The sequence below is a fragment of the Bradyrhizobium sp. 2TAF36 genome, from assembly GCF_052114925.1.
Lineage (GTDB): Bacteria > Pseudomonadota > Alphaproteobacteria > Rhizobiales > Xanthobacteraceae > Bradyrhizobium > Bradyrhizobium barranii.
The window spans coordinates 71535-93681 of the sequence record NZ_JBFRFR010000008.1; the positions used below are offsets into that span (position 1 = coordinate 71535).

The following is a 22147-nucleotide window of genomic DNA, read 5'->3' on the forward strand; positions in this document are numbered from 1 at the left end:
TTCTTGATTCAAATTTGAGTAAGACCTGCGTGTGACCGTGCACCCATCAAAGGACACGGGGTGTACCATGCGTAATAAATTGATTGCCGCCTTCGCCTGCACGACCGCTCTGGTTTCGACCGGCGCTGCTTCAGCCGCCGATCTCGGTGCGCGTTACACGAAGGCGCCCGCCTATGCGGAGCCGCTGTTCAACTGGACCGGTTTCTATGTCGGCGGCCACATCGGTGGCGCATGGACCAACGAGCAGTTCATCAACAACGGGACCGGCGCGCCGTTCGGTGATCTCGTTCCGGGCCAGGGCTATCGCCAGCGTGGCGCTGGCATCATGGGCGGCGCCCAGATCGGCTACAACTGGCAGGCCAACAACTACGTGTTCGGCATGGAAGGCACGATCTCCGGCCTCGACAACAAGGGTGCGGTCGTCAACACCGCCTTCGGCGCCGCTGACGACATCTTCACCTGGCGCGCCAACGTGCTCGCGACCGTCGTCGGCCGCGCCGGCTTCGCCGTGCAGAACAATTTGTTCTACATCAAGGGCGGCTATGCCGGCGTGAACAACCGTCTCAACGTCAGCGACACCGTTGCGCCCTCGACCGGCTCGGGCGGTCAGACCCACTGGGCCAACGGCTGGACCGTCGGCGCCGGCTGGGAATACGGCATCACCCGCAACTGGATCGTCGGCCTCGAGTACAATTACGCGGCCTTCGGCAGCCAGACCTATCAGCTCGGCGGCACCTCGGGTAACTACACCTTCGATGCCAAGCCGCGCGACATCCAGTGGGCCGTCGTGCGCGCAAGCTACAAGTTCGACGCACCGGTCATCGCGCGCTACTGAGCACGTCAACAAACGACCGAAGCTAAAAAAGTACTGCCAACAACTGAAAGCCCCGGCTCCGTCCGGGGCTTTTTTCTGCCGATTCGCGCGTCGTTGTCGCCACAGGCGGGACGGCGCAGCGGATGGTCATCTCCGGAAACTGACCGTGACGGTGCATAAGGGTGCAGTAGGTAAATAGCACTTGCCTATTTCTGCCCTCACGGACTCCGCGACGTATCGTTTCAGCCATGTCGTTGATGCGGTGCGCGTCGGCGTGAACTACCGCTTCGGTCCCTCGGCCGTCGTCGCAAGGTACTGATCTCTCCGAACGTGAGAGCTTTCAAAGCCCCGGCATCTGCCGGGGCTTTTTCGTCGGCCGCGGCCAAGCTTACGCCATCACGGAGAATCCACCGTCGACGGGGATCGCAGTGCCCGTGACGAAGTTCGAGGCGGACGAGGCGAGGAACACGGCGATGCCGGCGAAGTCGTCGATATCGCCCCAGCGTCCCGCGGGCGTGCGCGCCAGCACGCGCTCATGCAGTCCCGAGACCTGCTGCCGCGCGCCGCGCGTCAGGTCGGTGTCGATCCAGCCCGGCAGGATGGCGTTGACCTGGATGTTGTCGGGCGCCCACGCATTGGCGCACGCGCGCGTGTACTGCACGATGCCGCCCTTGCTTGCCGCATAGGCGGTGGCGAAGCTCGCGCCGAAGATCGACATCATCGAGCCGATATTGATCACCTTGCCGTTGCCCGACGCCTTCAGCGCCGGATAGGCCAGCTTCGAGCACACGAAAGCGCTGGTGAGGTTGGTGTCGATCACCTTGTTCCACTCGTCGAGCTCGAGCTCGTGCGGCGGCTTGCGGATGCTCATGCCGGCATTGTTGATGAGGATGTCGATCCGGCCAAGCTCCTTGACGACGCGGTCGATCATGGCCGCGACCGCCGCCTTGTCGGTGACGTCGGTGGTGACGGCAATCGCCTTCACGCCGCGCTCTCTGAGATCGGCAACGGCAACAGCCGACTTGGTTTCGTTACGTGCGACCACGGCGATATCGGCGCCGGCATCGGCGAGTCCGTGGGCGAGGCCAAGACCGATGCCGCCATTGCCCCCTGTGACGATCGCGACTTTGCCGCGGAGATCGAACCGGTTGGATGTCATATTTGTATTCCCTGGTTTCTTCTATTGGTTGCTCTGCCAGATCAGGACCAGTCCGAAGCCGGCCATGGCTGCGCCATAGCCGGCCCATTGCAACTGGTTGACCATGAAGCTCGACCGCGGCCAGGCGACGGTGCCCGTTCCCTGTCCGATCCAGAGCAGCCCGACGGCGAGGGCAAAAAGGCCTGCGATCAGCAGAAATCTGCGCATGCATTCCTCCCCGTTGGTTTGCTTCTGTCGTGGCCCACGGCATCAACGATCGCCGCGGATCACGAAAACTTCCCGCCAGACTAGCCGTAGCTTCGGTTTGGATACAATGGCTGCGGATGCAGGGCCGCTGGGAGGATCCATGTCCGTGCGGAAGATGATCCTGGGTAGCGCCCTTGGCATCGCGGCTGCGGTCGCACTGGTGGCGGCCTATGCCGTCATTCCGCGTCGTGCGGATCTGCGGGCGTTCGATCCGGCCGGGATGGCGCGGCTCGAGACAGCGATGTGGCGCGACTATTACGACAAGCGCTATGCCGCGCTGTTCCACCATCTCTACGAAGCGACCCGGACGCAGTTCGGCTTTTCACCGCTAGGAAGCTTGCAGATCGCGCTCGGCGCCGCCGGGGCCGCCAGGAAGTTCCAGCCGACGCGATCACGCCGGGAGGCCGATGCGGCCCTGCCAGCGCTCGTTGGATACTACCGGGATTTTGCATCGGCCGCGCCAGTGTCGTTCGACGCGCACGAGGCCGCCCGTCTCGAGCTTGACTGGTGGCAGGCGCGGCGCGAGGCGGTGGATCCGCGCGACTATGGCCTCACCATCGCACGCGTGGCGGCGCTGACCTACGGCAAGAGCGCGGACGATTCCGGCATCAGGCAGTTCGGCATCGCGCGGGGAGAGGCCATGGCGTTTCGCGATGCGCGGGGCGAGGCGATCACTGAGGCCGACTGGGCGGGGATCGAGAACCGGCTTGGAGAGGCGTACCGACCTCTGAAGGCGAGCGTCGGCCGCTGACAATCCGGCAACGAAAAAGCCCCGGACGATGCCGGGGCTTTGACGTCTAACTAGACTGGATCAGGACCTGTCTCAGGAGTTGGGGCGCTTCAGTTGAAGAGGTAGACCAGCGACGTGCTGATGGTCTGGACCCAGGGCTTGAAGGTAATTGCGGTGCCCGTCAGACCCACCGCCGGCGCGCCGAAATTATTGCCCGGAGCAAACGTCGTGGGCCGGGAAATGCGGTCATAGTACGCCGAACGGTATTCGGTTTTCATGAACCAGCCGGGCGCAGCAATTCCGAAAATGTCGAGGTTGTTCTCGACGCCACCGCCAACGAAAAAGCCATCGCGGTGGAAGGAGCCAGTGGTCGTCTGCGTCGCGGTACTGGCGCCCGGTCCCACACCCAGAAACGTCTGAGACGTGCCTGACCATTCCGAACCCGAGTAACCGGCGTTGACGTAAGACAGGACATTGGGCGCAACGAGATAGCCTAACCGCGCGCCGGCCGTGTAGCTGGTGCGAAGCTTTTGGCGGCCTTCCGTTTGCCAGAAGGCGGGGTCGGTCAGCGAGCCACTGATGTCACCGAACTGTCCGTCAGCAAAGACGCCGGCCACCCAGCGGCCGTTGAATTGCCAATCGTAACCGGCGCCGACGGTTCCAAACCAGCCGCTGCCGCCCAGGCGCGTATCGCGGGTTATAGCGGTGCCCGCCGGTCCGAAGGCACCGAACCCTCCAGCAACACCAGTGCTCTGGATGTTGCTGTCAGCGGACCACAGACCGCCGCCGCCGCCGCCGAAGATGTAGAAGCCGGTCCAGCTTTGGACGGGCGCGGGCGCCAGAGCCTTCACATAGGGGCGGGCCCCAAGGTCAGCCGCCGCGGCCGAACCGGTCATCGCCGCCAATGCCGTCAGAGCGAGCAAAAACTTCTTCATGATTAAATCCCAACCTTGGTCTGTTCCGCGCGCGCGCTGAACTTCGAGTCATCGGATGACCAAGCTATAGGCGGTTCCAGCCAAAAAGCTGTTGCCGGTCAGGTACATATGAATTGGGAACGCAGAGCTTGAGGCGACGCCTCCGGACTGGCACGACCCGCTGGGGCACCGCGCACCGGAGCTCTCGATGTATCGAGCCTTGAACTCCGCAAAACAGAAGCCGCAACGAAAAAGCCCCGGACAATGCCGGGGCTTTGACGTCTGAATTTCAGATCAGATCAGTACTTCGCGACGACCGGACCGGTCCAGTTGAAGCGGTAGACCAGCGAGGTCGAGATCGTCTGGTTCCAGCTGTTGGCGCGGATGCTGTTGCCGGTCGGGAGGTTGGTGCCGTCGATCAGTTCGTCCTGGGTCTTGGCGTTGTAGAAGGCCGAACGATATTCGGTCTTCATGAACCAGCCGGGCGAAGAGATGCCGAAGATGTTCAGGCTGTTCTCGACGCCGCCGCCAACGAACCAACCATTGCGGTTGTAGCTGTTGAGGTGGGCACCAGCGGGAACGCCGGCCAGCGTCAGGAAGTTGGTCTGGCCGAAGTGAGCGCCGGAATAACCGCCGTTGACGTAGGAGAGAACGTTCGGAGCAACCAGATAGCCGAGGCGCACACCAGCGGCCCAGGAGTCTTCCAGCTTCTGCGAGCCGGTGATGCCGAAGAAGGGATCCTGAACCGTGCCACGGATGCTGCCGAACTGACCGTCAGCGAACACGCCGGCGACCCAGGTGCTGCTGACCTGCCAGTCATAGCCGAGACCGACGGTGCCGAACCAGCCCGAGCCACCCTGGCGCTGGCCGATCGTCAGCGGAACCGCGCCGACCGTGGTCTGGACGGACTGATCGGAGTTCGAGAGGCCACCACCACCACCGCCGAAGATGTAGAAGCCGGTCCAGTTGGCGACGGGCGCCGGAAGCGGGGCCTTCACGTAGGGACGGGCAGCCAGATCGGCCGCCGACGCCGAGCCGGTCATCGCGGCAACCGCGGTGAGTGCGAGCAAAATCTTCTTCATTTCAAAATCCCCAAGCTTTGGTCTGTCCGGCAGGCGCGAGCGCACTGAAGTCCGATTGATCTGATGCCCGGACTATAGCTGCTTTCCGCCGAAATGCTGTTGCCGGACAGGCACAGTCGCCGGGAAACGCCGCCTGGCAGCGATTTCGGGCGCGATCTCCGAAATCAGAAATAGCTATATGATTCCAATGTGTTGCGTCATTTTCCGAAGATCGAATTCCGGTAACTTCTCGTTAGCAAATCCGGCTCTGTCCGAAATGGTAGCAATCCTGCCTCAGCCTTGATGCCGGTGAGTCGTTGACCGAGTCGTTCCGCCCCAAGATGAGTCGGGCAGCGGAGGCGGTCTGGTCGGCGCCTCCGCGAGCAGCCGCAAACAAAAAAGCCCCGGTGTCGGCCGGGGCTTTTTGTGTGACGGCGGAAGACTGCCTCAGACGTCCAGCAGCTCCTCGCTCGCGAACTCCGCCTTGTCCGAGATGAACGCGAAGCGCGCCTCGGCCTTGGTGCCCATCAGGCGCTCCACCGAATCCGCCGTGGTGTCGCGGTCGTCGGCGAGCAGCACCACCTTGAGCAGCGTCCGCTTGCGCGGATCCATGGTGGTTTCCTTGAGCTGCGCCGGCATCATCTCACCGAGACCTTTGAAGCGGTTCACCTCGACCTTGGCGTTGGCGTTGAACTCGCTCTTGAGCAGCGTCTCCTTGTGCTTGTCGTCGCGTGCGTAGACGGACTTCGAGCCATGGGTCAGCTTGTAGAGCGGCGGCACCGCGAGGAAGAGGTGGCCCTCGTCGATCAGCCGCGGCATCTGCCGGTAGAAGAAGGTGATCAGGAGCGAGGCGATGTGGGCGCCGTCGACGTCGGCGTCGGTCATGATGATGATGCGCTGATAGCGCAGATCCTCTTCGCGATATTGCAAAAGCTGGCCGCAGCCGATCGCCTGCACGAGGTCGGAGAGCTGCGCGTTCGCGGTCAGCTTGTCCTTGCCGGCCGAGGCGACGTTGAGGATCTTGCCGCGCAGCGGCAGCACCGCTTGCGTCTTGCGATCACGGGCCTGCTTGGCGCTGCCGCCTGCCGAGTCACCCTCGACGATGAAGAGCTCGGAGCCCTCGGTGCCGGCATCGGTGCAGTCGGCGAGCTTGCCGGGCAGGCGCAGCTTCTTGCCGGCGGTCTTGCGTGCCGTTTCCTTTTCCTGGCGACGGCGCAGCCGCTCCTCAGCGCGGTCGATCACGAAGTCGAGCAGCCGGTTGGCCATGTTCGGATTGCCCGACAGCCAGTGGTCGAACGGATCCTTCATCGCCTGTTCGACGATGCGCTGCGCTTCGGCGGTGGCGAGACGATCCTTGGTCTGGCCCTGGAATTCAGGCTCGCGCACGAACACCGACAGCATCACCGCCGCGCCCACCATCACGTCTTCCGACGTAATGGATGACGCGCGCTTGCCCTGGCCGACGCGCTCGGCGTGATCCTTCAGGCCGCGCAGCAGCGCGCTGCGCAGGCCGGATTCGTGCGTGCCGCCATCGGGCGTCGGCACCGTGTTGGTGTAGGAGGACAGGAAGCCGTCGGCATCCGCAGTCCAGGCGACAGCCCATTCGCAGGCGCCATGCGCGCCGTTGCGGCCCGATTTGCCCGAGAAGATGTCGGGATGCACCAGGGTGTCGGCGTGGATCGCAGCGGCGAGGTAATCCTTGAGGCCGCCGGGGAAGTGGAAGGTCGCTTCCGCCGGCACATCCTCGACGCCCTTCAGGAGCTCTGGTGCGCAATTCCAGCGGATCTCGACGCCGCCGAACAGATAGGCCTTCGAGCGCGTCATCTTGAACAGGCGCTGCGGCTTGAACGCGGCCTTGGCGCCGAAGATGTCGGTGTCGGGCTTGAAGCGCACGCGGGTGCCGCGGCGGTTGTTGATCTTGCCGAGATCCTCGAGCTTGCCCTTCGGGTGCCCGCGCTCGAACGTCATCCGGTAGAGTTTCTGGCTGCGCGCGACCTCGACCTCGAGCAGCGAGGAGAGGGCGTTCACCACGGAGATGCCGACGCCGTGCAGACCGCCGGAAGTCTCGTAGACCTTGGAGTCGAATTTGCCACCCGAATGCAGCGTGCACATGATGACTTCGAGCGCCGACTTCTTCGGGAACTTCGGATGCGGATCGATCGGGATGCCGCGGCCGTTGTCGGTGACGGTCAGGAACCCGTCGGCGCTGAGCTCGACTCCGATGAAGGTCGCGTGCCCGGCCAGCGCCTCGTCCATCGAGTTGTCGATGACTTCGGCGAAGAGGTGATGCAACGCCTTCTCGTCGGTGCCGCCGATATACATGCCGGGCCGGCGGCGCACCGGTTCCAGGCCTTCGAGCACCTCGATATCGGCCGCAGTGTAGTCGGCTTCGCCGCCGGTCCCGCGCGAGGCCGCCTTGGCGGGCGCGCGCGACTTCGGCTCATCGCCGCCGAAAAAATCGTCTTTTGCTTTTGGCTTCAACTGCTTGGACATATATTTTGATGCACTTTGATGGCCGCGATGGCGGCGAATCGGTTGGGCCGACTATGCCACGGCTGGCCTGCAAAGGTCACCGCAGGTCCGCTCGGCGGGTGTGGGTGGGAGCCAATCCCGGCGATTTTACGCCGCAGGCCCCACCAATTCCCGGCAATTTGACACCTGGGCCCGGCTCAGGCCCGGCTTTGTGACTTGATGTCACACAAGTCCTTGGCTTACCAGTCCTTTTATCTGACAGGACCGTGACGGGGCGGGAAGGCAATCTGGAATGGAGCAGTACGCGCACGCGCTGGCCGATTTCGTGCGCGCTCACCAGGCCTGGGCGGCCCCGATCGTGTTCCTGCTCGCCTTCGGGGAGTCGCTGGCCTTCATCTCGCTGCTGATCCCGGCCTGGGGGGCGCTGGTTGCGATCGGCGCGCTGATCGGGGCCAGCGGCATCAGCTTCTATCCGGTCTGGATCGCCGGCGGCATCGGTGCTGCGCTCGGCGACTGGGTCTCCTACTGGTTCGGCTATCGCTACAAGGAGCAGGTCGCGCAGATGTGGCCGCTCTCGCGCTATCCGGAGCTGCTGCCCAGGGGCGAAGCCTTCGTGCGGAGCTGGGGCGTGCCCAGCATCTTCATCGGCCGCTTCTTCGGCCCCTTGCGCGCCTCGGTGCCGCTCGCAGCTGGCATTTTCGAGATGCCCTATTGGAGTTTTCAGGCCGCCAATTTCATCTCGGCGCTGGTCTGGTCCGCGGCGCTGTTGCTGTTCGGCGACGTGATCGCGAAGATCATGGAATGGATCTGGCGCGTGATCTGACCGGGCAGCTCGGCCGCCCGGTCAGCGCATACGGCAGAGCTTAAAGCGAGGCGTTCCAGATCGACGGAATCCAGCGATAGCCCGAACCATCCTTCTCCTTCTCGACGCGGACGAGACCTGGGAAGGCGGCATGGAAGGCCTGGATCGGCATCTTCTCGGCAATCGCCATGTCGTAGAGCTTGCGCCGCGTCTCTTGCGCCAGCGGCTTGTCGACGTCGGAGGCGATGTTCCATTCGGGGTGCTTCACGAACAGGAACGCTGCGCCTGCGGTGATGTCGACCTGCACAAGTACCTTTTCCGCGCCGGACGCGACGATGAAGGAGTTGTGTCCCGGCGTGTGGCCCGGGCTCGCCACCGAAGTGATGCCGGGCGCGACTTCCTTGCCGGACTCGTATTGCGTGACCTTGCGGCCGAGCGCATCGAACACGCGGCGGATGTTCTTGAAGTTGCTTTCGAGGATCGGATTGCCGGTCCCCTTGCTCATCTCGCCGTCGTCCATCCAGAACTTCCATTCCACTGCCGGAACCATGATCTCGGCGTTGGGGAAGGCCGGCTTGTTCTCGGCCGCGAGCAGGCCGTTGATGTGGTCACCGTGGAAGTGCGAGATAATGACGGTGTCGACTGCCGCGCGGTCGATGCTGGCCGCCGCAAGGTTGTTGTGGAACTGGCCGACCTTGCCCTTGGTCTGCGTGAACTGGTCGGGCCCGAGACCGGTATCGATCACGACGAGCTTCGGCCCGGTGTTGACGACGACCGGATTGAAGGTGTGGGTGACCTTGTCGGTCGGCAGATGGTTCTCGGCGAAGATCTTGTTGATGTCGTCCTTGCTGGCGCCGGCCGCGTAATTGTCCGTCAGGTTGACGGTCGCGACGCCGTCGCAGACCACGGTGATCTGGTGAGTGCCGACATTGTAGCGGTAGAAGCTCGCATTCTGGGTTGCGGCCGGGGGCGCGGCGGCGCTCGCGGGCGAGGTCTTCACGAAGGGCAGGAGCGCCGAGGCGGCGGCGCCGGCTAGCGTTGCGCGACGGGTGATCTCGGTCATGGCGATGTCCTGGGGCTGGGTTGCGAACGAAAGGCACGAACCGGCGGGGTTGTGGCGCGCCGGTCCTCTCTCGGGAACCCCCATGTTTAAGGGAAATTCCGCTGCGACCCGATGACATCCGTGCGGCATCCTGCCGTCACGAGGTGCGGCAGCCGTCACGCCCCATCGATTTGGACTTGACCCTGGAACCCGCCGGCCTTATAGCCGCGCGCCATGATCAACGCCGCGACCATCCTGTTCGCCCGTCGCCGCCGCCGCTCTTTAGCGGTTTGGGCGGTCGATCGCGTTTGAGATCATCGTCTTTGCCGCTGGATCCGATCCGCGGCATTCTCTCTCCTGTCAGCGCGATCTGATCCGGCGGCCCCCCGAGGAGGCCCAGCAGGAGACCACGATGTACACGCCACCCTTTTTCAAGCAGGACCGCGCCGCGAGCCTGAAATTCGCCGAGGAGCGCGGCTTCGGCACGATGTGCGCCTTTGACGGCCACAAGCCGGTCGCCTCGCCGCTGCCGTTCTACCTGACTTACGCCGCTGACGGCACGCCGCAGGCCGCCTTTCATGTCGCCCGTCACAATCCGCTGCTAAAGCTGGCGGATGGGACGACCTCCTGGCTGCTCGCGGTCAACGGCCCTGATGCCTATGTATCGCCCGACTGGTACGTCTCGCCGGATCAGGTGCCGACCTGGCTCTACCAGTCGGTGCATCTGAGCGGGCCGGTGCGCCCCTTGTCGGACGATCAGCTGGCGGTGCAGATCGACACGCTGAGCGACAAGTTCGAGAGCTGGCTGTTGCCGAAAGCGCCGTGGACATCGGCGAAGATGACGGCAGGCCGACTGGAAGCGTTGAAGAAGGGAATCGTGGGCCTGGTCATGACGGTTGAAGAGGTCGAAGGCAGCTTCAAGCTCAACCAGCACAAATCGGACGCCGACTATACCGCGATCGCCAACGCGCTCGGTGCGCAACCCGCAGCCGACGCCAGAGAGATTTCACAGCTGATGCAGGACGTGAGGCCGGAGGCCTTCGCGAACGAAACCAACATGCTCGAAAGGAGCGCGCCATGAGCCTCACCGAAACCACCAAGGCCCCGACCACCGGCGCGGCCAAGAAGCCCGCCACCGTCTTCGTCGACGGCGGGTCCGGCACCACCGGGCTCGGCATCAACGAGCGGCTGAAGCTCCAGAGCGACGTCAACGTGAAGACGATCTCCGACGACAAGCGCAAGGATCCCGCGGCCAAGAAGGCGCTGATGGAGGAGGTCGATCTCGTGATCCTCTGCCTGCCTGACGATGCCGCGAAGGAAACAGTCGCGCTGGTCGACAGCATGGGCGCTTCGGCGCCGAAGGTGCTGGACGCTTCCACCGCCTACCGGGTCGCGCCCGACTGGGCCTACGGCTTTCCGGAGCTGACGCCGGACCAGGCGGGCAAGATCAAGGCCGCGAAGAAGGTCTCCAATCCCGGCTGCTATCCGACCGGTGCGATCGCGCTGCTGCGGCCAATCGTCGATGCCGGTCTGTTGCCGCCCGATTATCCCGTCACCGTCAACGCGGTGAGCGGCTATTCCGGCGGCGGCAAGTCGATGATCGCGAGCTTCGAAGACGGCAGCGCGCCGTCCTTCGAGCTCTACGGCCTCGGCTTCGAGCACAAGCATCTGCCGGAGATGCAGCTCTATTCGAAACTGACGCGGCGGCCGATCTTCATTCCCTCGGTCGCCAACTACCGGCAGGGCATGCTGGTCTCGGTGCCGCTCCAGCTCGACGCGCTGCCAGGCAAGCCCAGCGGTGCGGACCTTCAGGCCGCGCTGGCCAAGCGTTACGCCGGCTCAAAGTATGTCGCGGTGATGCCGCTCCAGAACGAGGCGACCAAGGGCGGCAAGCTCGAGCCGGAGGCGCTCAACGAGACCAACACGCTTGAGCTCCACGTCTTCGCCAGCGACAAATATCACCAGGCGGTACTGGTCGCCCGGCTCGACAATCTCGGCAAGGGCGCCTCGGGTGCGGCCGTGCAGAACATGCGGCTGATGCTGGGCCTTGCCGACAATAGCTGATCGAACGTTGCTCGGGAGGCCAGCCCGGTGGACGAAGCGACGCTGCGACTTTCGACCCCGGCAAGACGATCAAATGACGCCTGAAAGGTACGCGTGATGAGCTCGAAGAAGATCGGCATTCTCGGCGCCTCCGGTTACACCGGGGCCGATGCGGTGCGCCTGTTGGCCCGGCATCCGAATGCCGAGATCGTCGCGCTCACCGCCAACACCCATGCCGGCAAGTCGATGGGCGACGTGTTTCCGCATTTTTTCATGCTGGACCTGCCGAAACTCGTGGAATGGGAAAAGGTCGACTGGAGCAAGCTCGATGCGGTGTTCTGCGGACTGCCGCACGGCACCACGCAGGAAATCATCGCCGCGGTCCTCAAGGCAAATCCCAAAATCAAGGTCCTCGACATGTCCGCCGATTTCAGGCTGCGGGACAAGAGCACCTATGCGCAATGGTACGGCCATGAGCACCGGGCGCTCGAACTGCAGGGCGAAGCGGTCTACGGTCTCACCGAATTCTATCGCGAGAAGATCACGTCGGCGCGGCTGGTCGCCTGTCCCGGCTGCTATCCCACGGCGGCGCTGCTCGCGCTGGTGCCGCTTGCGAAAGCCAAGCTGATCGACGTCGACGACATCGTCATCGACGCGAAATCGGGCGTCACCGGCGCCGGCCGCGGGCTGAAACAGAACACGTTGTTCAGCGAGGCGGGCGAGGGGCTGTCGCCCTATTCGGTCGGCACCCACCGGCACGCGCCCGAGATCGAGCAGGAGATCGGCGTCGCCGCCGGTTCCGCAGTGACGATCAACTTCACGCCGCATCTTATTCCGATGGCGCGCGGCGAACTCTGCACCTCCTACGTCAAGCTCAACGGCGCGACGCCGGACGATCTGCGAAGCGCGCTGGAGCAGGCTTATGCCAACGAGCCCTTCGTGCATGTCGCCAGGAAGGGCGTGCTGCCGCAGACCCAGAATGTGCGCGGCTCCAACTATGTGCAGATCGGCGTCGTCGCCGACCGCATCAAGAACCGGGCGATCGTGATTTCCACGCTCGACAATCTGGTGAAGGGGTCGGCCGGGCAGGCGATCCAGAACATGAACCTGATGTTCGGGCTGCCCGAGACGGCGGGGTTGGAGCAGATCGCGCTGTTTCCATGACACGAGGTACTGCGGTGGACGAAGCGACCTTGCAATTCTACCGGCAGAACGCCGAGGCCTATGCCGGCTGGGCGAAGGCCGCATCGACGCGGTTGCGGGGCTTTCTCGCCCTGCTGCCGCCGGGAGGCGCGATCCTCGAGCTCGGTTGCGGTGCCGGCAATCATTCCGCAGTGATGCTCGCCGAAGGTTTTTCAGTGCGTGCGACCGATGGCTCGCCCGAAATGGCCGGGATCGCCTCGCGCCGGCTTGGTCATCCCGTCGAGGCGATGCGGTTCGACCAGCTGGATGGGCACGAGGCCTATGACGGCGTCTGGGCGAGCGCCTGTCTGCTGCATGTGCCACGCGACGAGCTCGCCGGCATCCTTGGAAAGATCCACCGTGCACTCAAGCCATCAGGCGTGTTCTACGCCAGCTACAAGATGGGCGAGGGCGACGCGCGAGACAGCCTCGGGCGGTACTACAGCTACGTCTCGCGGGAGTGGCTCGAGATGACTTACGCCAGCGCAGGTTCGTGGATCACGCTGTCGTCGGACACCAACGTGATCCAGAGTTTCGACGAGACGCCAGCCAACATGCTGAACCTCGTCGTACGCAGGGCCTGATCCCTAAGAGACCCGATTTCTAGAGCACCTTGAAGATTGCCAGCGCAAGCACGGCCTGGGCGAGGAAGCCGACGGTGAAGGCGAGAGTCCGGAACACCGGGATTCCGAGCGCATAGACGATCAGATGCGCGACACGCGACCAGAAATAGACCGCACAGGCGAGCACGGTCCATTTCGAGGAATAGTCGATCGCGTTCAGGATCAGCACCAGCGGCGCGAAGAGCACGAGGTTTTCGACGGCGTTGTCATGCGCGAACATCAGGCGGTTCGCCCACTCCGCCTGCGGCTTGTCGGCGCGCGAGGGATTGGCCAAGGCGCCACTGAGCCCCCGAACCTGGCAGCGGTTGATGGTGTAGGGAATCCAGAGGATCCCGGTCAGGATCACCGTCAGTGTCAGCCAGAACAATTCGCGCGTCATGGTCCGTCCCCTGTGTCTTCGCTGCGTTGAGAGCGAGTCTATACGAAAGCGCGGGCGAGTCCGCTATGCGCGAACCCTGACATAGCTGCCGGGCGCGTCCTCGATCGGGGGCAGGGCCTCGCTGCCGACCACGCGCGCCGGGACTTCCTCCGCATCGAGCTCGCCCAGCCATTGCCGCCAGTCCGGCCACCACGAGCCCTTGTGCTCCACCGCGCCCTTCATCCATTCGGCGACGTTGACATCCTTGACGTTGTCGTTGGTCCAGTACTGGTACTTGTTCGAGGCGGGCGGGTTGACCACGCCGGCGATGTGGCCCGAGCCGGACAGGACGTATTTCACCGGGCCGCCGAAGAACTGCGAGCCGTACAGCACCGATTCGGCCGGCGCGATGTGGTCCTCGCGGGTGGCGAGGTTGTAGACGGGCACCTTGACCTTGGAGAGGTCGAGCAGCGTGTTGTCGAGCACCATGGTGCCGGTGGAGAGCCGGTTCTCCAGGTAGCAATTGCGCAGGTAATAGGAGTGGTTCGATGCGGTCATGCGCGTCGCATCCGAATTCCAGTGCAGGAGGTCGAACGCGCTCGGCTGCTGGCCCTTCAGATAGTTGCTGACGACATAGGACCAGATCAGATCGTTGGAGCGCAGCATGTTGAAGGCCATCGCCATCTTCGAGCCTTCGAGCACGCCGGCCGCCTTCATGTCCTGCTCGAGGGCCGCGATCTGGTCCTCGTCGACGAACACGAGGAGATCGCCGGCATGGGTGAAGTCGACCTGCGCGGCGAAGAACGTCGCCGACGCGACGCGCTGGCGGCGCTTCTCGGCGAGCCAGGCCAGCGTGGTCGCGAGCATGGTGCCGCCGACGCAATAGCCGGCGGTGTGCACCTTCAACTCGCCGGTGACCTTCTCGATCACGTCCATCGCTGTGAGCGGGCCTTCCTTCATGTAGTCTTCCCAGCTCTTGTTGCCGAGCCGCTTGTCGGGATTGACCCATGAGATCACAAACACGGTGATGCCCTGGTCGACGCACCACTTGATGTAGGATTTCTCCGGCTTGAGATCGAGGATGTAGAACTTGTTGATCCAGGGCGGCACGATCAGGAGCGGCGTGCGCAGCACGTTCTCCGTGGTCGGCGAATACTGGATCAGCTGCATCATCTCGTTCTGGTAGATCACCTTGCCCGGCGTCGTCGCCATATTGACCCCGACGACGAGATTGTCCGGATTGGACTGGCGGATCTTCAGCATGCCCTTGCCGGCCGCGATGTCCTCGGCCAGCATCTTCAGGCCGCGCGCGAGGTTCTCGCCGCTGCTGGCGACCGTCTCGCGCAGCACTTCCGGATTGGTCAGCACGAAGTTGGACGGCGAGATCGCGTTGGTGATCTGCTGGATGTAGAACTCCGCCTTGCGGCGGGTCTGCGGGTCGAGCCCGTCGGCGTCGCGCACCAGCTCCTGCGCCCATTTGGTCGTGAGCAGATAGAGCTGCATCATGAAATCGAAGAACTGGTTCGACTTCCATTCCGGATCGGCAAAGCGCTTGTCACGCGGCGAGGGCGCGATCGCGGGCGGGGCGTCCTGGCCGGCCATGCGGCGCGCCGCCGAGCCCCAGAGGTCGAGATAATCCTTGGCGAGCTTGGTCTGCAGATCCGACGCGCGGGATCTGTCCGACAGCCAGTATTCGGCGACCGACGTGAAGGCCTTGACCACTTCCGTCAGCTCGGCCGGCGGGCGATCCTGCACCTCGCCGCTCTCGCGTGGCTTGAGATACGCGGCGAGCGCCTTGCCGCCGCTCTCCATCGCCTGCGCGACATTCATCGCGAAGGCTTCCGCATCGAACTTCGTTTCGGATTTGGGTGTGTCGGTCGTGGCGCTACTCATGAGCAGAACAGTAACGATTCATTCCGTATTCGTCACCGCGAAGCTCGCATGTTTGGCGTTAAACAAGCTCCAACATGTGCTGCACTGCGACAAAGCCCCTTGGTTTTGTCACAATCAGCGTGCACCTCTTCCGCAGTGGGCCTTGGAAGTATTCTCGCTCGTACCATTTGTGGGCAGCAATGGTTTGAGCTTGGGCAGGTTGTCGGGTTAAGTTCCGGCAGCCTCGCATTGGGACGAGTAGGGGATTTCCCAAGTGTTAGCGTTGAGGGACCTGCAAAAGTCGCTGCCGATCTGTGGCGCGCTGCTGATGGCGGCGCTTGCCTTGGGCGGCTGCTCGAGTCAGCTGGCTGACTATACGCCCACCGACGCGCAGGCCCATCCCAGGGAGCCCGGCTCCTACCTTCCGGTGCACGATCTGCCGCCGGATCGTGATCAGGCGATCATCCCGCCGGACCAGCGCGCCAAGATTGAAGCCGAGCTGGCCGCCGCGCGCGAACGCCAATCGGTTGCCGCAAAAGACGCCAAGTAACGCGGCGTAATCGCTGGCGCCCCCGCCATGCCGTGCTAAAAGACCTCAGTTCAGCCGAGAGTCAGGGCGAACGACTTCAGCTCCTGCCGTCGAATATTACTCTAAGCGTTTGATTTTGAGTGATTTTCGCGAGGGGGCGAGAGCTTTCCCGAGCGGCTGTCATGGCCGGTCGATTCTGTCCTGACCGGTTGCCCGGAGCCCAGAGAGCCATGGAAGAGTTTTACCGCATCCGCCGCCTTCCGCCTTACGTGTTCGAGCAGGTCAACCGGGCCAAGGCGGCCGCGCGGAATGCCGGCGCCGACATCATCGACCTCGGCATGGGCAATCCGGACCTGCCGGCGCCGGCGCATGTGCTGGAGAAGCTGAAGGAGACGCTGGGCAAGCCGCGCACCGACCGCTACTCGGCCTCCCGCGGCATCCCCGGGCTGCGCCGGGCTCAGGCCGCTTATTACGCCCGCCGCTTCGGCGTGAAGCTCAACCCCGACACCCAGGTCGTGGCGACACTCGGTTCGAAGGAGGGCTTTGCCAATGTGGCGCAGGCGATCACCGCGCCCGGCGACGTCATCCTCTGCCCGAATCCGAGCTACCCGATTCATGCCTTCGGCTTCCTGATGGCGGGCGGCGTGATCCGTTCGGTGCCCTCGGAGCCGACGCCGCAATTCTTCGAGGCGGTGGAACGGGCGATCGTGCATTCGATCCCGAAGCCGCTCGCGCTCGTCGTCTGCTACCCCTCGAACCCAACCGCCTATGTCGCGAGCCTCGACTTCTACAAGGACCTCGTCGCGTTCGCGAAGAAGCACGAGATCCTGATCCTGTCCGATCTCGCCTATGCCGAAGTCTATTTCGACGAGAACAACCCGCCGCCCTCGGTGCTCCAGGTGCCCGGCGCGATCGACGTCACCGTCGAGTTCACCTCGATGTCGAAGACCTATTCGATGGCCGGCTGGCGCATGGGCTTTGCGGTCGGCAACGACCGCGTGATCGCCGCGCTCGCCCGCGTCAAATCCTACCTCGACTACGGCGCCTTCACGCCGGTGCAGGTCGCCGCGACTGCCGCGCTGAACGGCCCCGACGATTGCATCAAGGAGATGCGCGACACCTACCGCAAGCGCCGCGACGCGCTGGTGGAGTCATTCGGCCGCGCCGGCTGGGAGATCCCGCCGCCGGAAGCCTCGATGTTCGCCTGGGTGCCGCTGCCGGAGGCCTTCCGCAGCGTCGGCAGCATGCAGTTCGCAACCCTGATGGTGGAGAAATCCGGCGTCGCGGTCTCGCCCGGCGTCGGCTTCGGCGAGCACGGTGAAGGATATGTCCGCATCGCCATGGTGGAAAACGAGCAGCGGATCAGGCAGGCCGCGCGCGGCGTGCGGCGCTTCCTTGAAAGCGGCATCGAAACGTTGCACAACGTCGTTCCGCTCGCCAATCGGCGTTAAGTTTCTCTTCGGCAGGTTTTCTAAGGCATCATGGTTGCACCCCTGAAAGTGGGCATAGCGGGGCTCGGCACCGTGGGCGCCGAAGTTGTCCGTTTGATCGAGACCCAGGCCCGCGTGCTCGCGGGCCGCAGCGGCCGCGGCATTCGCGTCGTCGCCGTCACCGCGCGCTCGAAGGCGAAGAAGCGCGGCGTCGATCTGCGTGGCGTCGAATGGGTCAGGGACCCCATGGCACTGGCCACGCATCCCGGCATCGACTGCTTCGTCGAGCTGATGGGCGGCGCCGGTGATCCCGCTCTCTCTGCGGTCGAAGCGGCACTGAATGCGGGCAAGTCGGTCGTCACCGCCAACAAGGCGCTGCTCGCCAAGCACGGCCTGAAGCTTGCCAAGGCCGCCGAAAAGCACGGCGGCGCGCTGAATTTCGAGGCAGCGGTCGGCGCCGCGATCCCTGTCATCAAAACGTTACGCGAAGGGCTTGCCGGAACCGGCGTCACCCGCGTCTACGGCATCCTCAACGGCACCTGCAATTACATCCTGACGCGGATGGAGCAGGAGGGCCTGTCCTTCGCCGAATGTCTCAAGGATGCGCAGCGGCTCGGCTACGCCGAGGCCAATCCGTCCTTCGACGTCGATGGCCACGACACGGCGCAAAAACTTGCCATTCTCGCCAGCCTCGCTTTCGGCACGAAAGTTGCTCAAAGCGCGGTGTATGTCGAAGGTATCTCATCCATCGCGCCGGAAGATCTGCGCGCGGCCGACGATCTCGGTTACCGGCTCAAGCTGCTCGGTGTTGCCGTTCGCACCGCCAAGGGCATCGAGCAGCGCGTACATCCGACCATGGTTCCAAAATCCTCCTCGATCGCGCAGGTGATGGGTGTCACCAATGCGGTCACGATCGATGGCGAGGGCATCCCTCCGATCACGCTGGTCGGCCCCGGCGCCGGCGGTGCTGCGACCGCATCCGCCGTCGTCGCCGACATCGCCGACGTTGCGCGCGGCATCCGCGCCAATCCGTTCGGCCGGCCGATCTCGCATCTGCGCGACACCAAGAAAGCGCCGATGGAGCGGCACGAGGGCGGCTACTATATCCGCCTGCTGGCGCGCGACTTCCCGGGCACTGCGGCCGCGATCGCGACCCGGCTCGCGGAGCAGAAGATTTCGATCGAGTCGATCGTGCAGCGTCATCCCAATGGCGGCGCTGCGCCGGCGAACGGCAAGGCGGTGCCCGTGCCCGTCATCCTGATCACCTATGCGACGCATGAGGACGCCGTGCGACGCGCGCTCGCGGCCGTGCAGAAGGACAAGGTGATCAGCGGACGGCCACAGGTGATCCGGATCGAGAAGAACTGAGCATGACCCGGAAAAGTGTGAAGAGGTTTTCCGGAAAGGTCATGCTCAAACAATAGGACACGGTTCGAACGAACTGTGGGTGTTACGAGTTGATGCGGGCGGAGATTTCCGTCCAAAACTGTTCCGAAGGAGTTAGCCGATGTCGACCCATATTTCAGTCCCGCCGCACGCGTTGCTCGAGCGCATCCTCACGCTGGAGATCGTGCGGGTGACGGAGCGGGCGGCGGTGTCTTCGGCGCGGCTGCGCGGGCACGGCAATGAGAAGGCGGCCGACCAGGCCGCGGTGGACGCCATGCGGCGCGAGCTCAACAAGCTGCCGATCGAGGGCACCATCGTGATCGGCGAGGGCGAGCGCGACGAGGCGCCGATGCTGTTCATCGGCGAGAAGGTTGGCATGAACGCCGGCCCGCAGGTCGACATCGCGGTCGACCCGCTCGAAGGCACCACGCTGTGCGCCAAGAACATGCCGGGCTCGATTGCCACCATGGCGATGGCCGACGGCGGCACGCTGCTGCACGCTCCTGACGTCTACATGGAGAAGCTCGCGATCGGTCCCGGCTACGACAAGGGTGTTGTCGAAATTGATGCCTCGCCCGCCGACAACGTCCGCCGCCTCGCCAAGGCCAAGGGTGTCCAGCCGGAAGGCATCACCGTTCTCGTGCTCGACCGCCCGCGCCATGCCAGCATCATCGAGAGCGTGCGCTCGACCGGTGCCGCCGTCCGCCTCATCACCGACGGCGACGTGGCCGGCGTAATCCACTGCGCCGACCCCGATAACACCGGCGTCGACATGTATCTCGGCACCGGCGGCGCGCCGGAAGGCGTGCTCGCGGCCGTGGCGCTGCGCTGCATCGGTGGCCAGATGCAGTGCCGCCTGATCCTGGATTCCGACGAGAAGCGCGAGCGCGCCGCCAAGATGGGCGTCAACGATCCCAAGATGATCTACGGCATCGAGGACATGGCGCGCGGCGACTGCCTGTTCGCTGCCACCGGCGTCACCACGGGCTCGTTGCTGTCGGGCGTCAAGTTCCGCAAGGACGGCGTGATCGAGACCGAGACGGTCGTGATGCGCTCCGTCACCGGCACCGTGCGTTACATCAAGGCCGAGCACCGGCAGTTGGAGAAGTTTTACCTGGGCTGACGCGCTTCGTCATTCCGGCGCGACGGGACCGCGCAAAGCGCGCGGCCCGGAGAAACCGGAATCTCGCGCCATAACTTCTGGATTCCGGGTTGGTGCTGACGCGCCCCCCGGAATGACAAGAACAACAAAAGAGGAAGCGCACATGTCCGATCTCTCCTCCGTCAAAGCCCTGGTCTTCGACGTGTTCGGCACCGTCGTGGACTGGCGCACCAGCCTGATCACCGACCTCACGTGGTGGGGCAAGGGCCGCGGCATCTCCGCCGACTGGACCGCTTTGGTCGACGGCTGGCGCGGCATGTACACGGCCGCCATGGATGACGTGCGCAAGCACCCCGAACGTGGCTATGTCATCCTCGACGTCCTGCACCGCCGCTCGCTGGACAAGCTGGTCGAGAAGTTCGCGATCAAGGGTTTGACCGAGGCCGACCTCGACTACATCACCAAGGGCTGGCACCGTCTGCATCCCTGGCCCGACAGTGTCGCGGGCCTCACACGGCTGAAGTCGAAATTCGTGATCTCGCCGCTGTCGAACGGCAATGTCGCGCTGCTCACCAACATGGCGAAGTTCGCAGGCCTGCCGTGGGACCTCATCATGTCGGCCGAGCTGTTCGAGCACTACAAGCCCGATCCCGAGACCTATCTCGGCGCCGCGCGCCTGCTCGGCCTCAAGCCGGAGCAGGTGATGATGGTCGCCGCCCACAACGGCGATCTCGCCGCCGCGCAGAAGAACGGGCTGAAGACCGCGTTCGTGGCGCGGCCGACCGAATACGGTCCGCTTCAGAAGGTCGACTTCGAGGCGACCGGCAATTGGGACATCGTCGCCAAGGATTTTGGCGGGGTCGCCGACAAGCTCGGCTGCTGAGCGGCATCGCTTCTGTTTGACATCCTTCAAGACAGCGCCTTTCATATCGACAATGTCGATGTGTGAGGTGCGCCCCTGGATACCGAGCTCGCGCGTACATTCCTGACGGTGGTTGCCACCGGCAATTTCATCACCGCCGCCGACCGGCTTCACGTCAGCCAGTCCACCGTCAGCACGCGGATCCACTCGCTCGAGGAGCTGCTCGGCTGCACGCTGTTCGTGCGCAACAAGGCAGGCGCGACGCTTACGGTGGCGGGGCGGCAATTTCAGCGCCATGCCTCGACGCTTGTTCGCACTGTCGAGCAGGCCCGCCATGACGTCGGCCTCCCCAAGGGCTTTAGCGGGGTGCTGGTGCTCGGCGGCCGCATCGGCCTGTGGGAGGAGTTCCTGCTGCTTTGGGTGCCGCGCATGCAGGAGGCCAATCCGCAGATCTCGATCCGGGCCGAGAGTGCCCTTGAGCCCGAACTGATGCAGGGGCTGGTCGAGGGACGCATCGACATCGGCGTGATGTACACCCCGCAAAGCCGCCCCGGCCTCAAGGTCGAGTTGCTGATCGAGGAGCAGCTCGTGCTGGTGTCGACCAATCCCAGGAGCGATCCGGAGCCGCAGGAGGGCTACGTCTATGTCGACTGGGGGCCCGAATTCTACGCCCGGCACAGTGCCGTCTTTCCCAATTTCGCGGGGCCTGCGCTGACCGCCAACATCGGCTGGCTCGGGCTGCAGCACGTCCTCGCCAACGGCGGCTCCGGCTATTTTGCGCACCGGATCGTCGAGCCGCTGCTGAAGGCGCGGCGGCTGCACCTGGTGGTGGGAGCGCCGAAATTCTCGATGCCGGCCTATGTCGTCTATTCGGTCGACCAGCCCGACGACCATGTGCAGAGCGCGATAGCGATCATGCGCGACCTCGCCGCCGAGCAGACCCGGCGCGTGACGGAAACGCCGGCGCGTGGCGCGCGCAGGCGCCGCTGACGGCTCGTTTGACTGGATCTATCCGCGCCGGTGCAGGCGGGTCTCGGCGAGCGCCGTCACCGCGCCAAGTGCGAGCGTCGCGACGACGATGTCCGCAGTCGCGTCGAAGCCGATGGTGAGAATTGCAGCGGCGATCACCGCGGCCAGCACGGTGATCGTGAAGCCTTCGTCGGTTATCAACTGTCGCGCACCTCTGAGAAGCGGCGCACGCTTGCTCGTGGGACGCATTCGCCGCCTACTGAAACAGCTTCATGACGTTGAGCAGGGTCTGGATCACGCCCGCGAGCAGGGGGATGCCCGCAAAGCTCCAGGCCAGCGCCAATTGCAGCGGGGTGGTCTTTGCCGTCTGAGCGGTCTGCATGATGTCAGGCCCCCGAGGGATTGTTGCTCGCCGCGGCTGCAGCCGCGATCTCGGTGGCACGATGCACCGGCCGCATCGCCGCCATCGTCCGGGATGCCCTCCAGGCGATCCAGCTCAGCAGCGATTGGGAGAATGACGCTTCGGTCCGTAATGTCGTGGTCATGGTCGC

24 protein-coding genes are annotated in these 22147 nt (G+C 64.2%); 13 read left to right on the forward strand and 11 right to left on the reverse strand.

The genetic code is table 11. The features are described 5' to 3' along the window. Positions 1 to 67 precede the first annotated feature (67 nt). The gene (locus AB4Z51_RS05920) at positions 68 to 835 is read left to right on the forward strand and encodes an outer membrane protein (RefSeq protein WP_441497159.1); all 768 of its coding nucleotides are present in this window, start codon (positions 68 to 70) and stop codon (positions 833 to 835) included. A gap of 367 nt (positions 836 to 1202) precedes the next feature. Here the strand turns inward: AB4Z51_RS05920 and AB4Z51_RS05925 are convergent, their stop codons facing one another. Together AB4Z51_RS05925 and AB4Z51_RS05930 are read right to left on the reverse strand one after the other, a co-directional pair. Beyond that, positions 1203 to 1973, reverse strand: coding sequence for an SDR family NAD(P)-dependent oxidoreductase (locus AB4Z51_RS05925; RefSeq protein WP_135213517.1), 771 nt, complete (start codon positions 1971 to 1973; stop codon positions 1203 to 1205). A 21-nt stretch (positions 1974 to 1994) separates the two neighbouring features. After that, the gene (locus tag AB4Z51_RS05930) at positions 1995 to 2180 is read right to left on the reverse strand and encodes a hypothetical protein (protein WP_007609848.1); all 186 of its coding nucleotides are present in this window, start codon (positions 2178 to 2180) and stop codon (positions 1995 to 1997) included. 139 nt (positions 2181 to 2319) lie between these two features. Here AB4Z51_RS05930 and AB4Z51_RS05935 point away from each other — a divergent pair, with 139 nt between their 5' ends. Further along, positions 2320 to 2970, forward strand: a complete 651-nt coding sequence (locus tag AB4Z51_RS05935) for a hypothetical protein (RefSeq protein ID WP_135213518.1) — start codon at positions 2320 to 2322, stop codon at positions 2968 to 2970. Positions 2971 to 3059: 89 nt separating this feature from the next. Here the strand turns inward: AB4Z51_RS05935 and AB4Z51_RS05940 are convergent, their stop codons facing one another. The 3 genes from AB4Z51_RS05940 to parE all read right to left on the reverse strand — a co-directional run bounded on the left by AB4Z51_RS05940 (position 3060) and on the right by parE (position 7417). Then, positions 3060 to 3884 carry an outer membrane protein gene (locus AB4Z51_RS05940; RefSeq protein WP_441497160.1) on the reverse strand — a complete coding sequence of 275 codons (825 nt, stop codon included), beginning with the start codon at positions 3882 to 3884 and terminating at the stop codon, positions 3060 to 3062. 278 nt (positions 3885 to 4162) lie between these two features. Beyond that, entirely contained in the window at positions 4163 to 4945 is a 783-nt protein-coding gene (locus AB4Z51_RS05945) for an outer membrane protein (protein WP_167767882.1), read from the reverse strand. Positions 4946 to 5371: 426 nt separating this feature from the next. After that, positions 5372 to 7417, reverse strand: a complete 2046-nt coding sequence (parE, locus tag AB4Z51_RS05950; protein ID WP_071914292.1) for a DNA topoisomerase IV subunit B — start codon at positions 7415 to 7417, stop codon at positions 5372 to 5374. Between the two features lie 271 nt (positions 7418 to 7688). Here parE and AB4Z51_RS05955 point away from each other — a divergent pair, with 271 nt between their 5' ends. Next, positions 7689 to 8219, forward strand: a complete 531-nt coding sequence (locus AB4Z51_RS05955) for a DedA family protein (protein ID WP_063983507.1) — start codon at positions 7689 to 7691, stop codon at positions 8217 to 8219. Positions 8220 to 8259: 40 nt separating this feature from the next. On the opposite strand, the gene AB4Z51_RS05960 is transcribed toward AB4Z51_RS05955, so the two are convergent. Continuing rightward, positions 8260 to 9261 (reverse strand): MBL fold metallo-hydrolase, encoded by a 1002-nt coding sequence (locus tag AB4Z51_RS05960; protein WP_028153053.1) that lies wholly within the window; start codon positions 9259 to 9261, stop codon positions 8260 to 8262. Between the two features lie 391 nt (positions 9262 to 9652). Between AB4Z51_RS05960 and AB4Z51_RS05965 the strand changes: the two genes are divergently transcribed. The 4 genes from AB4Z51_RS05965 (at position 9653) to AB4Z51_RS05980 (ending at position 13049) form a co-directional block, all read left to right on the forward strand. Then, complete coding sequence (locus AB4Z51_RS05965; RefSeq protein ID WP_135213520.1) at positions 9653 to 10321, forward strand: FMN-binding negative transcriptional regulator; 669 nt, start codon at positions 9653 to 9655, stop codon at positions 10319 to 10321. After that, positions 10318 to 11304 (forward strand): N-acetyl-gamma-glutamyl-phosphate reductase, encoded by a 987-nt coding sequence (gene argC / locus AB4Z51_RS05970; protein ID WP_135213521.1) that lies wholly within the window; start codon positions 10318 to 10320, stop codon positions 11302 to 11304. Before AB4Z51_RS05965 ends, argC (AB4Z51_RS05970) begins: the two co-directional genes overlap by 4 nt. Before the next feature lie 96 nt (positions 11305 to 11400). Then, complete coding sequence (gene argC, locus AB4Z51_RS05975) at positions 11401 to 12447, forward strand: N-acetyl-gamma-glutamyl-phosphate reductase (protein WP_063983503.1); 1047 nt, start codon at positions 11401 to 11403, stop codon at positions 12445 to 12447. Between the two features lie 14 nt (positions 12448 to 12461). Then, positions 12462 to 13049, forward strand: a complete 588-nt coding sequence (locus AB4Z51_RS05980; RefSeq protein WP_085401209.1) for a class I SAM-dependent methyltransferase — start codon at positions 12462 to 12464, stop codon at positions 13047 to 13049. A gap of 19 nt (positions 13050 to 13068) precedes the next feature. Here the strand turns inward: AB4Z51_RS05980 and AB4Z51_RS05985 are convergent, their stop codons facing one another. Both AB4Z51_RS05985 and AB4Z51_RS05990 read right to left on the reverse strand, forming a co-directional pair. Further along, entirely contained in the window at positions 13069 to 13467 is a 399-nt protein-coding gene (locus AB4Z51_RS05985) for an MAPEG family protein (RefSeq protein WP_063983501.1), read from the reverse strand. Between the two features lie 63 nt (positions 13468 to 13530). Further along, entirely contained in the window at positions 13531 to 15339 is a 1809-nt protein-coding gene (locus AB4Z51_RS05990) for a PHA/PHB synthase family protein (protein ID WP_441497161.1), read from the reverse strand. Between the two features lie 253 nt (positions 15340 to 15592). On the opposite strand from AB4Z51_RS05990, the gene AB4Z51_RS05995 reads away from it, so the two are divergent. From AB4Z51_RS05995 to AB4Z51_RS06020, 6 genes are all read left to right on the forward strand, one after another. After that, entirely contained in the window at positions 15593 to 15868 is a 276-nt protein-coding gene (locus tag AB4Z51_RS05995) for a hypothetical protein (RefSeq protein ID WP_135213523.1), read from the forward strand. Positions 15869 to 16077: 209 nt separating this feature from the next. Beyond that, on the forward strand, positions 16078 to 17298 hold the full coding sequence (locus AB4Z51_RS06000; RefSeq protein ID WP_014495524.1) for an LL-diaminopimelate aminotransferase: 1221 nt from the start codon (positions 16078 to 16080) through the stop codon (positions 17296 to 17298). A gap of 30 nt (positions 17299 to 17328) precedes the next feature. Next, positions 17329 to 18645, forward strand: coding sequence for a homoserine dehydrogenase (locus AB4Z51_RS06005; RefSeq protein WP_135213524.1), 1317 nt, complete (start codon positions 17329 to 17331; stop codon positions 18643 to 18645). Positions 18646 to 18784: 139 nt separating this feature from the next. Continuing rightward, positions 18785 to 19786, forward strand: a complete 1002-nt coding sequence (gene glpX / locus AB4Z51_RS06010) for a class II fructose-bisphosphatase (RefSeq protein WP_063983497.1) — start codon at positions 18785 to 18787, stop codon at positions 19784 to 19786. Between the two features lie 142 nt (positions 19787 to 19928). Next, a complete protein-coding gene (locus tag AB4Z51_RS06015; RefSeq protein WP_135213525.1) occupies positions 19929 to 20648 on the forward strand; it encodes a haloacid dehalogenase type II in 720 nt (239 codons plus the stop codon). A gap of 75 nt (positions 20649 to 20723) precedes the next feature. Continuing rightward, complete coding sequence (locus AB4Z51_RS06020; RefSeq protein WP_135213526.1) at positions 20724 to 21617, forward strand: LysR family transcriptional regulator; 894 nt, start codon at positions 20724 to 20726, stop codon at positions 21615 to 21617. A gap of 18 nt (positions 21618 to 21635) precedes the next feature. Here AB4Z51_RS06020 and AB4Z51_RS06025 read toward each other — a convergent pair whose 3' ends face one another. From AB4Z51_RS06025 to AB4Z51_RS06035, 3 genes are read right to left on the reverse strand one after another with little or no spacing between them, the layout of a single operon-like run. After that, complete coding sequence (locus AB4Z51_RS06025) at positions 21636 to 21797, reverse strand: hypothetical protein (RefSeq protein ID WP_244623017.1); 162 nt, start codon at positions 21795 to 21797, stop codon at positions 21636 to 21638. 55 nt (positions 21798 to 21852) lie between these two features. Beyond that, entirely contained in the window at positions 21853 to 21978 is a 126-nt protein-coding gene (locus AB4Z51_RS06030; RefSeq protein WP_275552071.1) for an MFS transporter small subunit, read from the reverse strand. A 4-nt stretch (positions 21979 to 21982) separates the two neighbouring features. Beyond that, the gene (locus tag AB4Z51_RS06035; RefSeq protein ID WP_167767883.1) at positions 21983 to 22141 is read right to left on the reverse strand and encodes a hypothetical protein; all 159 of its coding nucleotides are present in this window, start codon (positions 22139 to 22141) and stop codon (positions 21983 to 21985) included. Positions 22142 to 22147 lie beyond the last annotated feature (6 nt).

What these genes read in the sequence shown, in the direction of transcription:
- AB4Z51_RS05920 (WP_441497159.1), top strand. Translation starts at nt 68, where the DNA reads ATGCGTAATAAATTGATTGCCGCCTTCGCCTGCACGACCGCTCTGGTT.
- AB4Z51_RS05925 (WP_135213517.1), bottom strand. Translation starts at nt 1,973, where the DNA reads ATGACATCCAACCGGTTCGATCTCCGCGGCAAAGTCGCGATCGTCACA.
- AB4Z51_RS05930 (WP_007609848.1), bottom strand. Translation starts at nt 2,180, where the DNA reads ATGCGCAGATTTCTGCTGATCGCAGGCCTTTTTGCCCTCGCCGTCGGG.
- AB4Z51_RS05935 (WP_135213518.1), top strand. Translation starts at nt 2,320, where the DNA reads ATGTCCGTGCGGAAGATGATCCTGGGTAGCGCCCTTGGCATCGCGGCT.
- AB4Z51_RS05940 (WP_441497160.1), bottom strand. Translation starts at nt 3,884, where the DNA reads ATGAAGAAGTTTTTGCTCGCTCTGACGGCATTGGCGGCGATGACCGGT.
- AB4Z51_RS05945 (WP_167767882.1), bottom strand. Translation starts at nt 4,945, where the DNA reads ATGAAGAAGATTTTGCTCGCACTCACCGCGGTTGCCGCGATGACCGGC.
- parE (WP_071914292.1), bottom strand. Translation starts at nt 7,417, where the DNA reads ATGTCCAAGCAGTTGAAGCCAAAAGCAAAAGACGATTTTTTCGGCGGC.
- AB4Z51_RS05955 (WP_063983507.1), top strand. Translation starts at nt 7,689, where the DNA reads ATGGAGCAGTACGCGCACGCGCTGGCCGATTTCGTGCGCGCTCACCAG.
- AB4Z51_RS05960 (WP_028153053.1), bottom strand. Translation starts at nt 9,261, where the DNA reads ATGACCGAGATCACCCGTCGCGCAACGCTAGCCGGCGCCGCCGCCTCG.
- AB4Z51_RS05965 (WP_135213520.1), top strand. Translation starts at nt 9,653, where the DNA reads ATGTACACGCCACCCTTTTTCAAGCAGGACCGCGCCGCGAGCCTGAAA.
- argC (WP_135213521.1), top strand. Translation starts at nt 10,318, where the DNA reads ATGAGCCTCACCGAAACCACCAAGGCCCCGACCACCGGCGCGGCCAAG.
- argC (WP_063983503.1), top strand. Translation starts at nt 11,401, where the DNA reads ATGAGCTCGAAGAAGATCGGCATTCTCGGCGCCTCCGGTTACACCGGG.
- AB4Z51_RS05985 (WP_063983501.1), bottom strand. Translation starts at nt 13,467, where the DNA reads ATGACGCGCGAATTGTTCTGGCTGACACTGACGGTGATCCTGACCGGG.
- AB4Z51_RS05990 (WP_441497161.1), bottom strand. Translation starts at nt 15,339, where the DNA reads ATGAGTAGCGCCACGACCGACACACCCAAATCCGAAACGAAGTTCGAT.
- AB4Z51_RS06000 (WP_014495524.1), top strand. Translation starts at nt 16,078, where the DNA reads ATGGAAGAGTTTTACCGCATCCGCCGCCTTCCGCCTTACGTGTTCGAG.
- AB4Z51_RS06005 (WP_135213524.1), top strand. Translation starts at nt 17,329, where the DNA reads ATGGTTGCACCCCTGAAAGTGGGCATAGCGGGGCTCGGCACCGTGGGC.
- glpX (WP_063983497.1), top strand. Translation starts at nt 18,785, where the DNA reads ATGTCGACCCATATTTCAGTCCCGCCGCACGCGTTGCTCGAGCGCATC.
- AB4Z51_RS06015 (WP_135213525.1), top strand. Translation starts at nt 19,929, where the DNA reads ATGTCCGATCTCTCCTCCGTCAAAGCCCTGGTCTTCGACGTGTTCGGC.
- AB4Z51_RS06030 (WP_275552071.1), bottom strand. Translation starts at nt 21,978, where the DNA reads ATGCAGACCGCTCAGACGGCAAAGACCACCCCGCTGCAATTGGCGCTG.
- AB4Z51_RS06035 (WP_167767883.1), bottom strand. Translation starts at nt 22,141, where the DNA reads ATGACCACGACATTACGGACCGAAGCGTCATTCTCCCAATCGCTGCTG.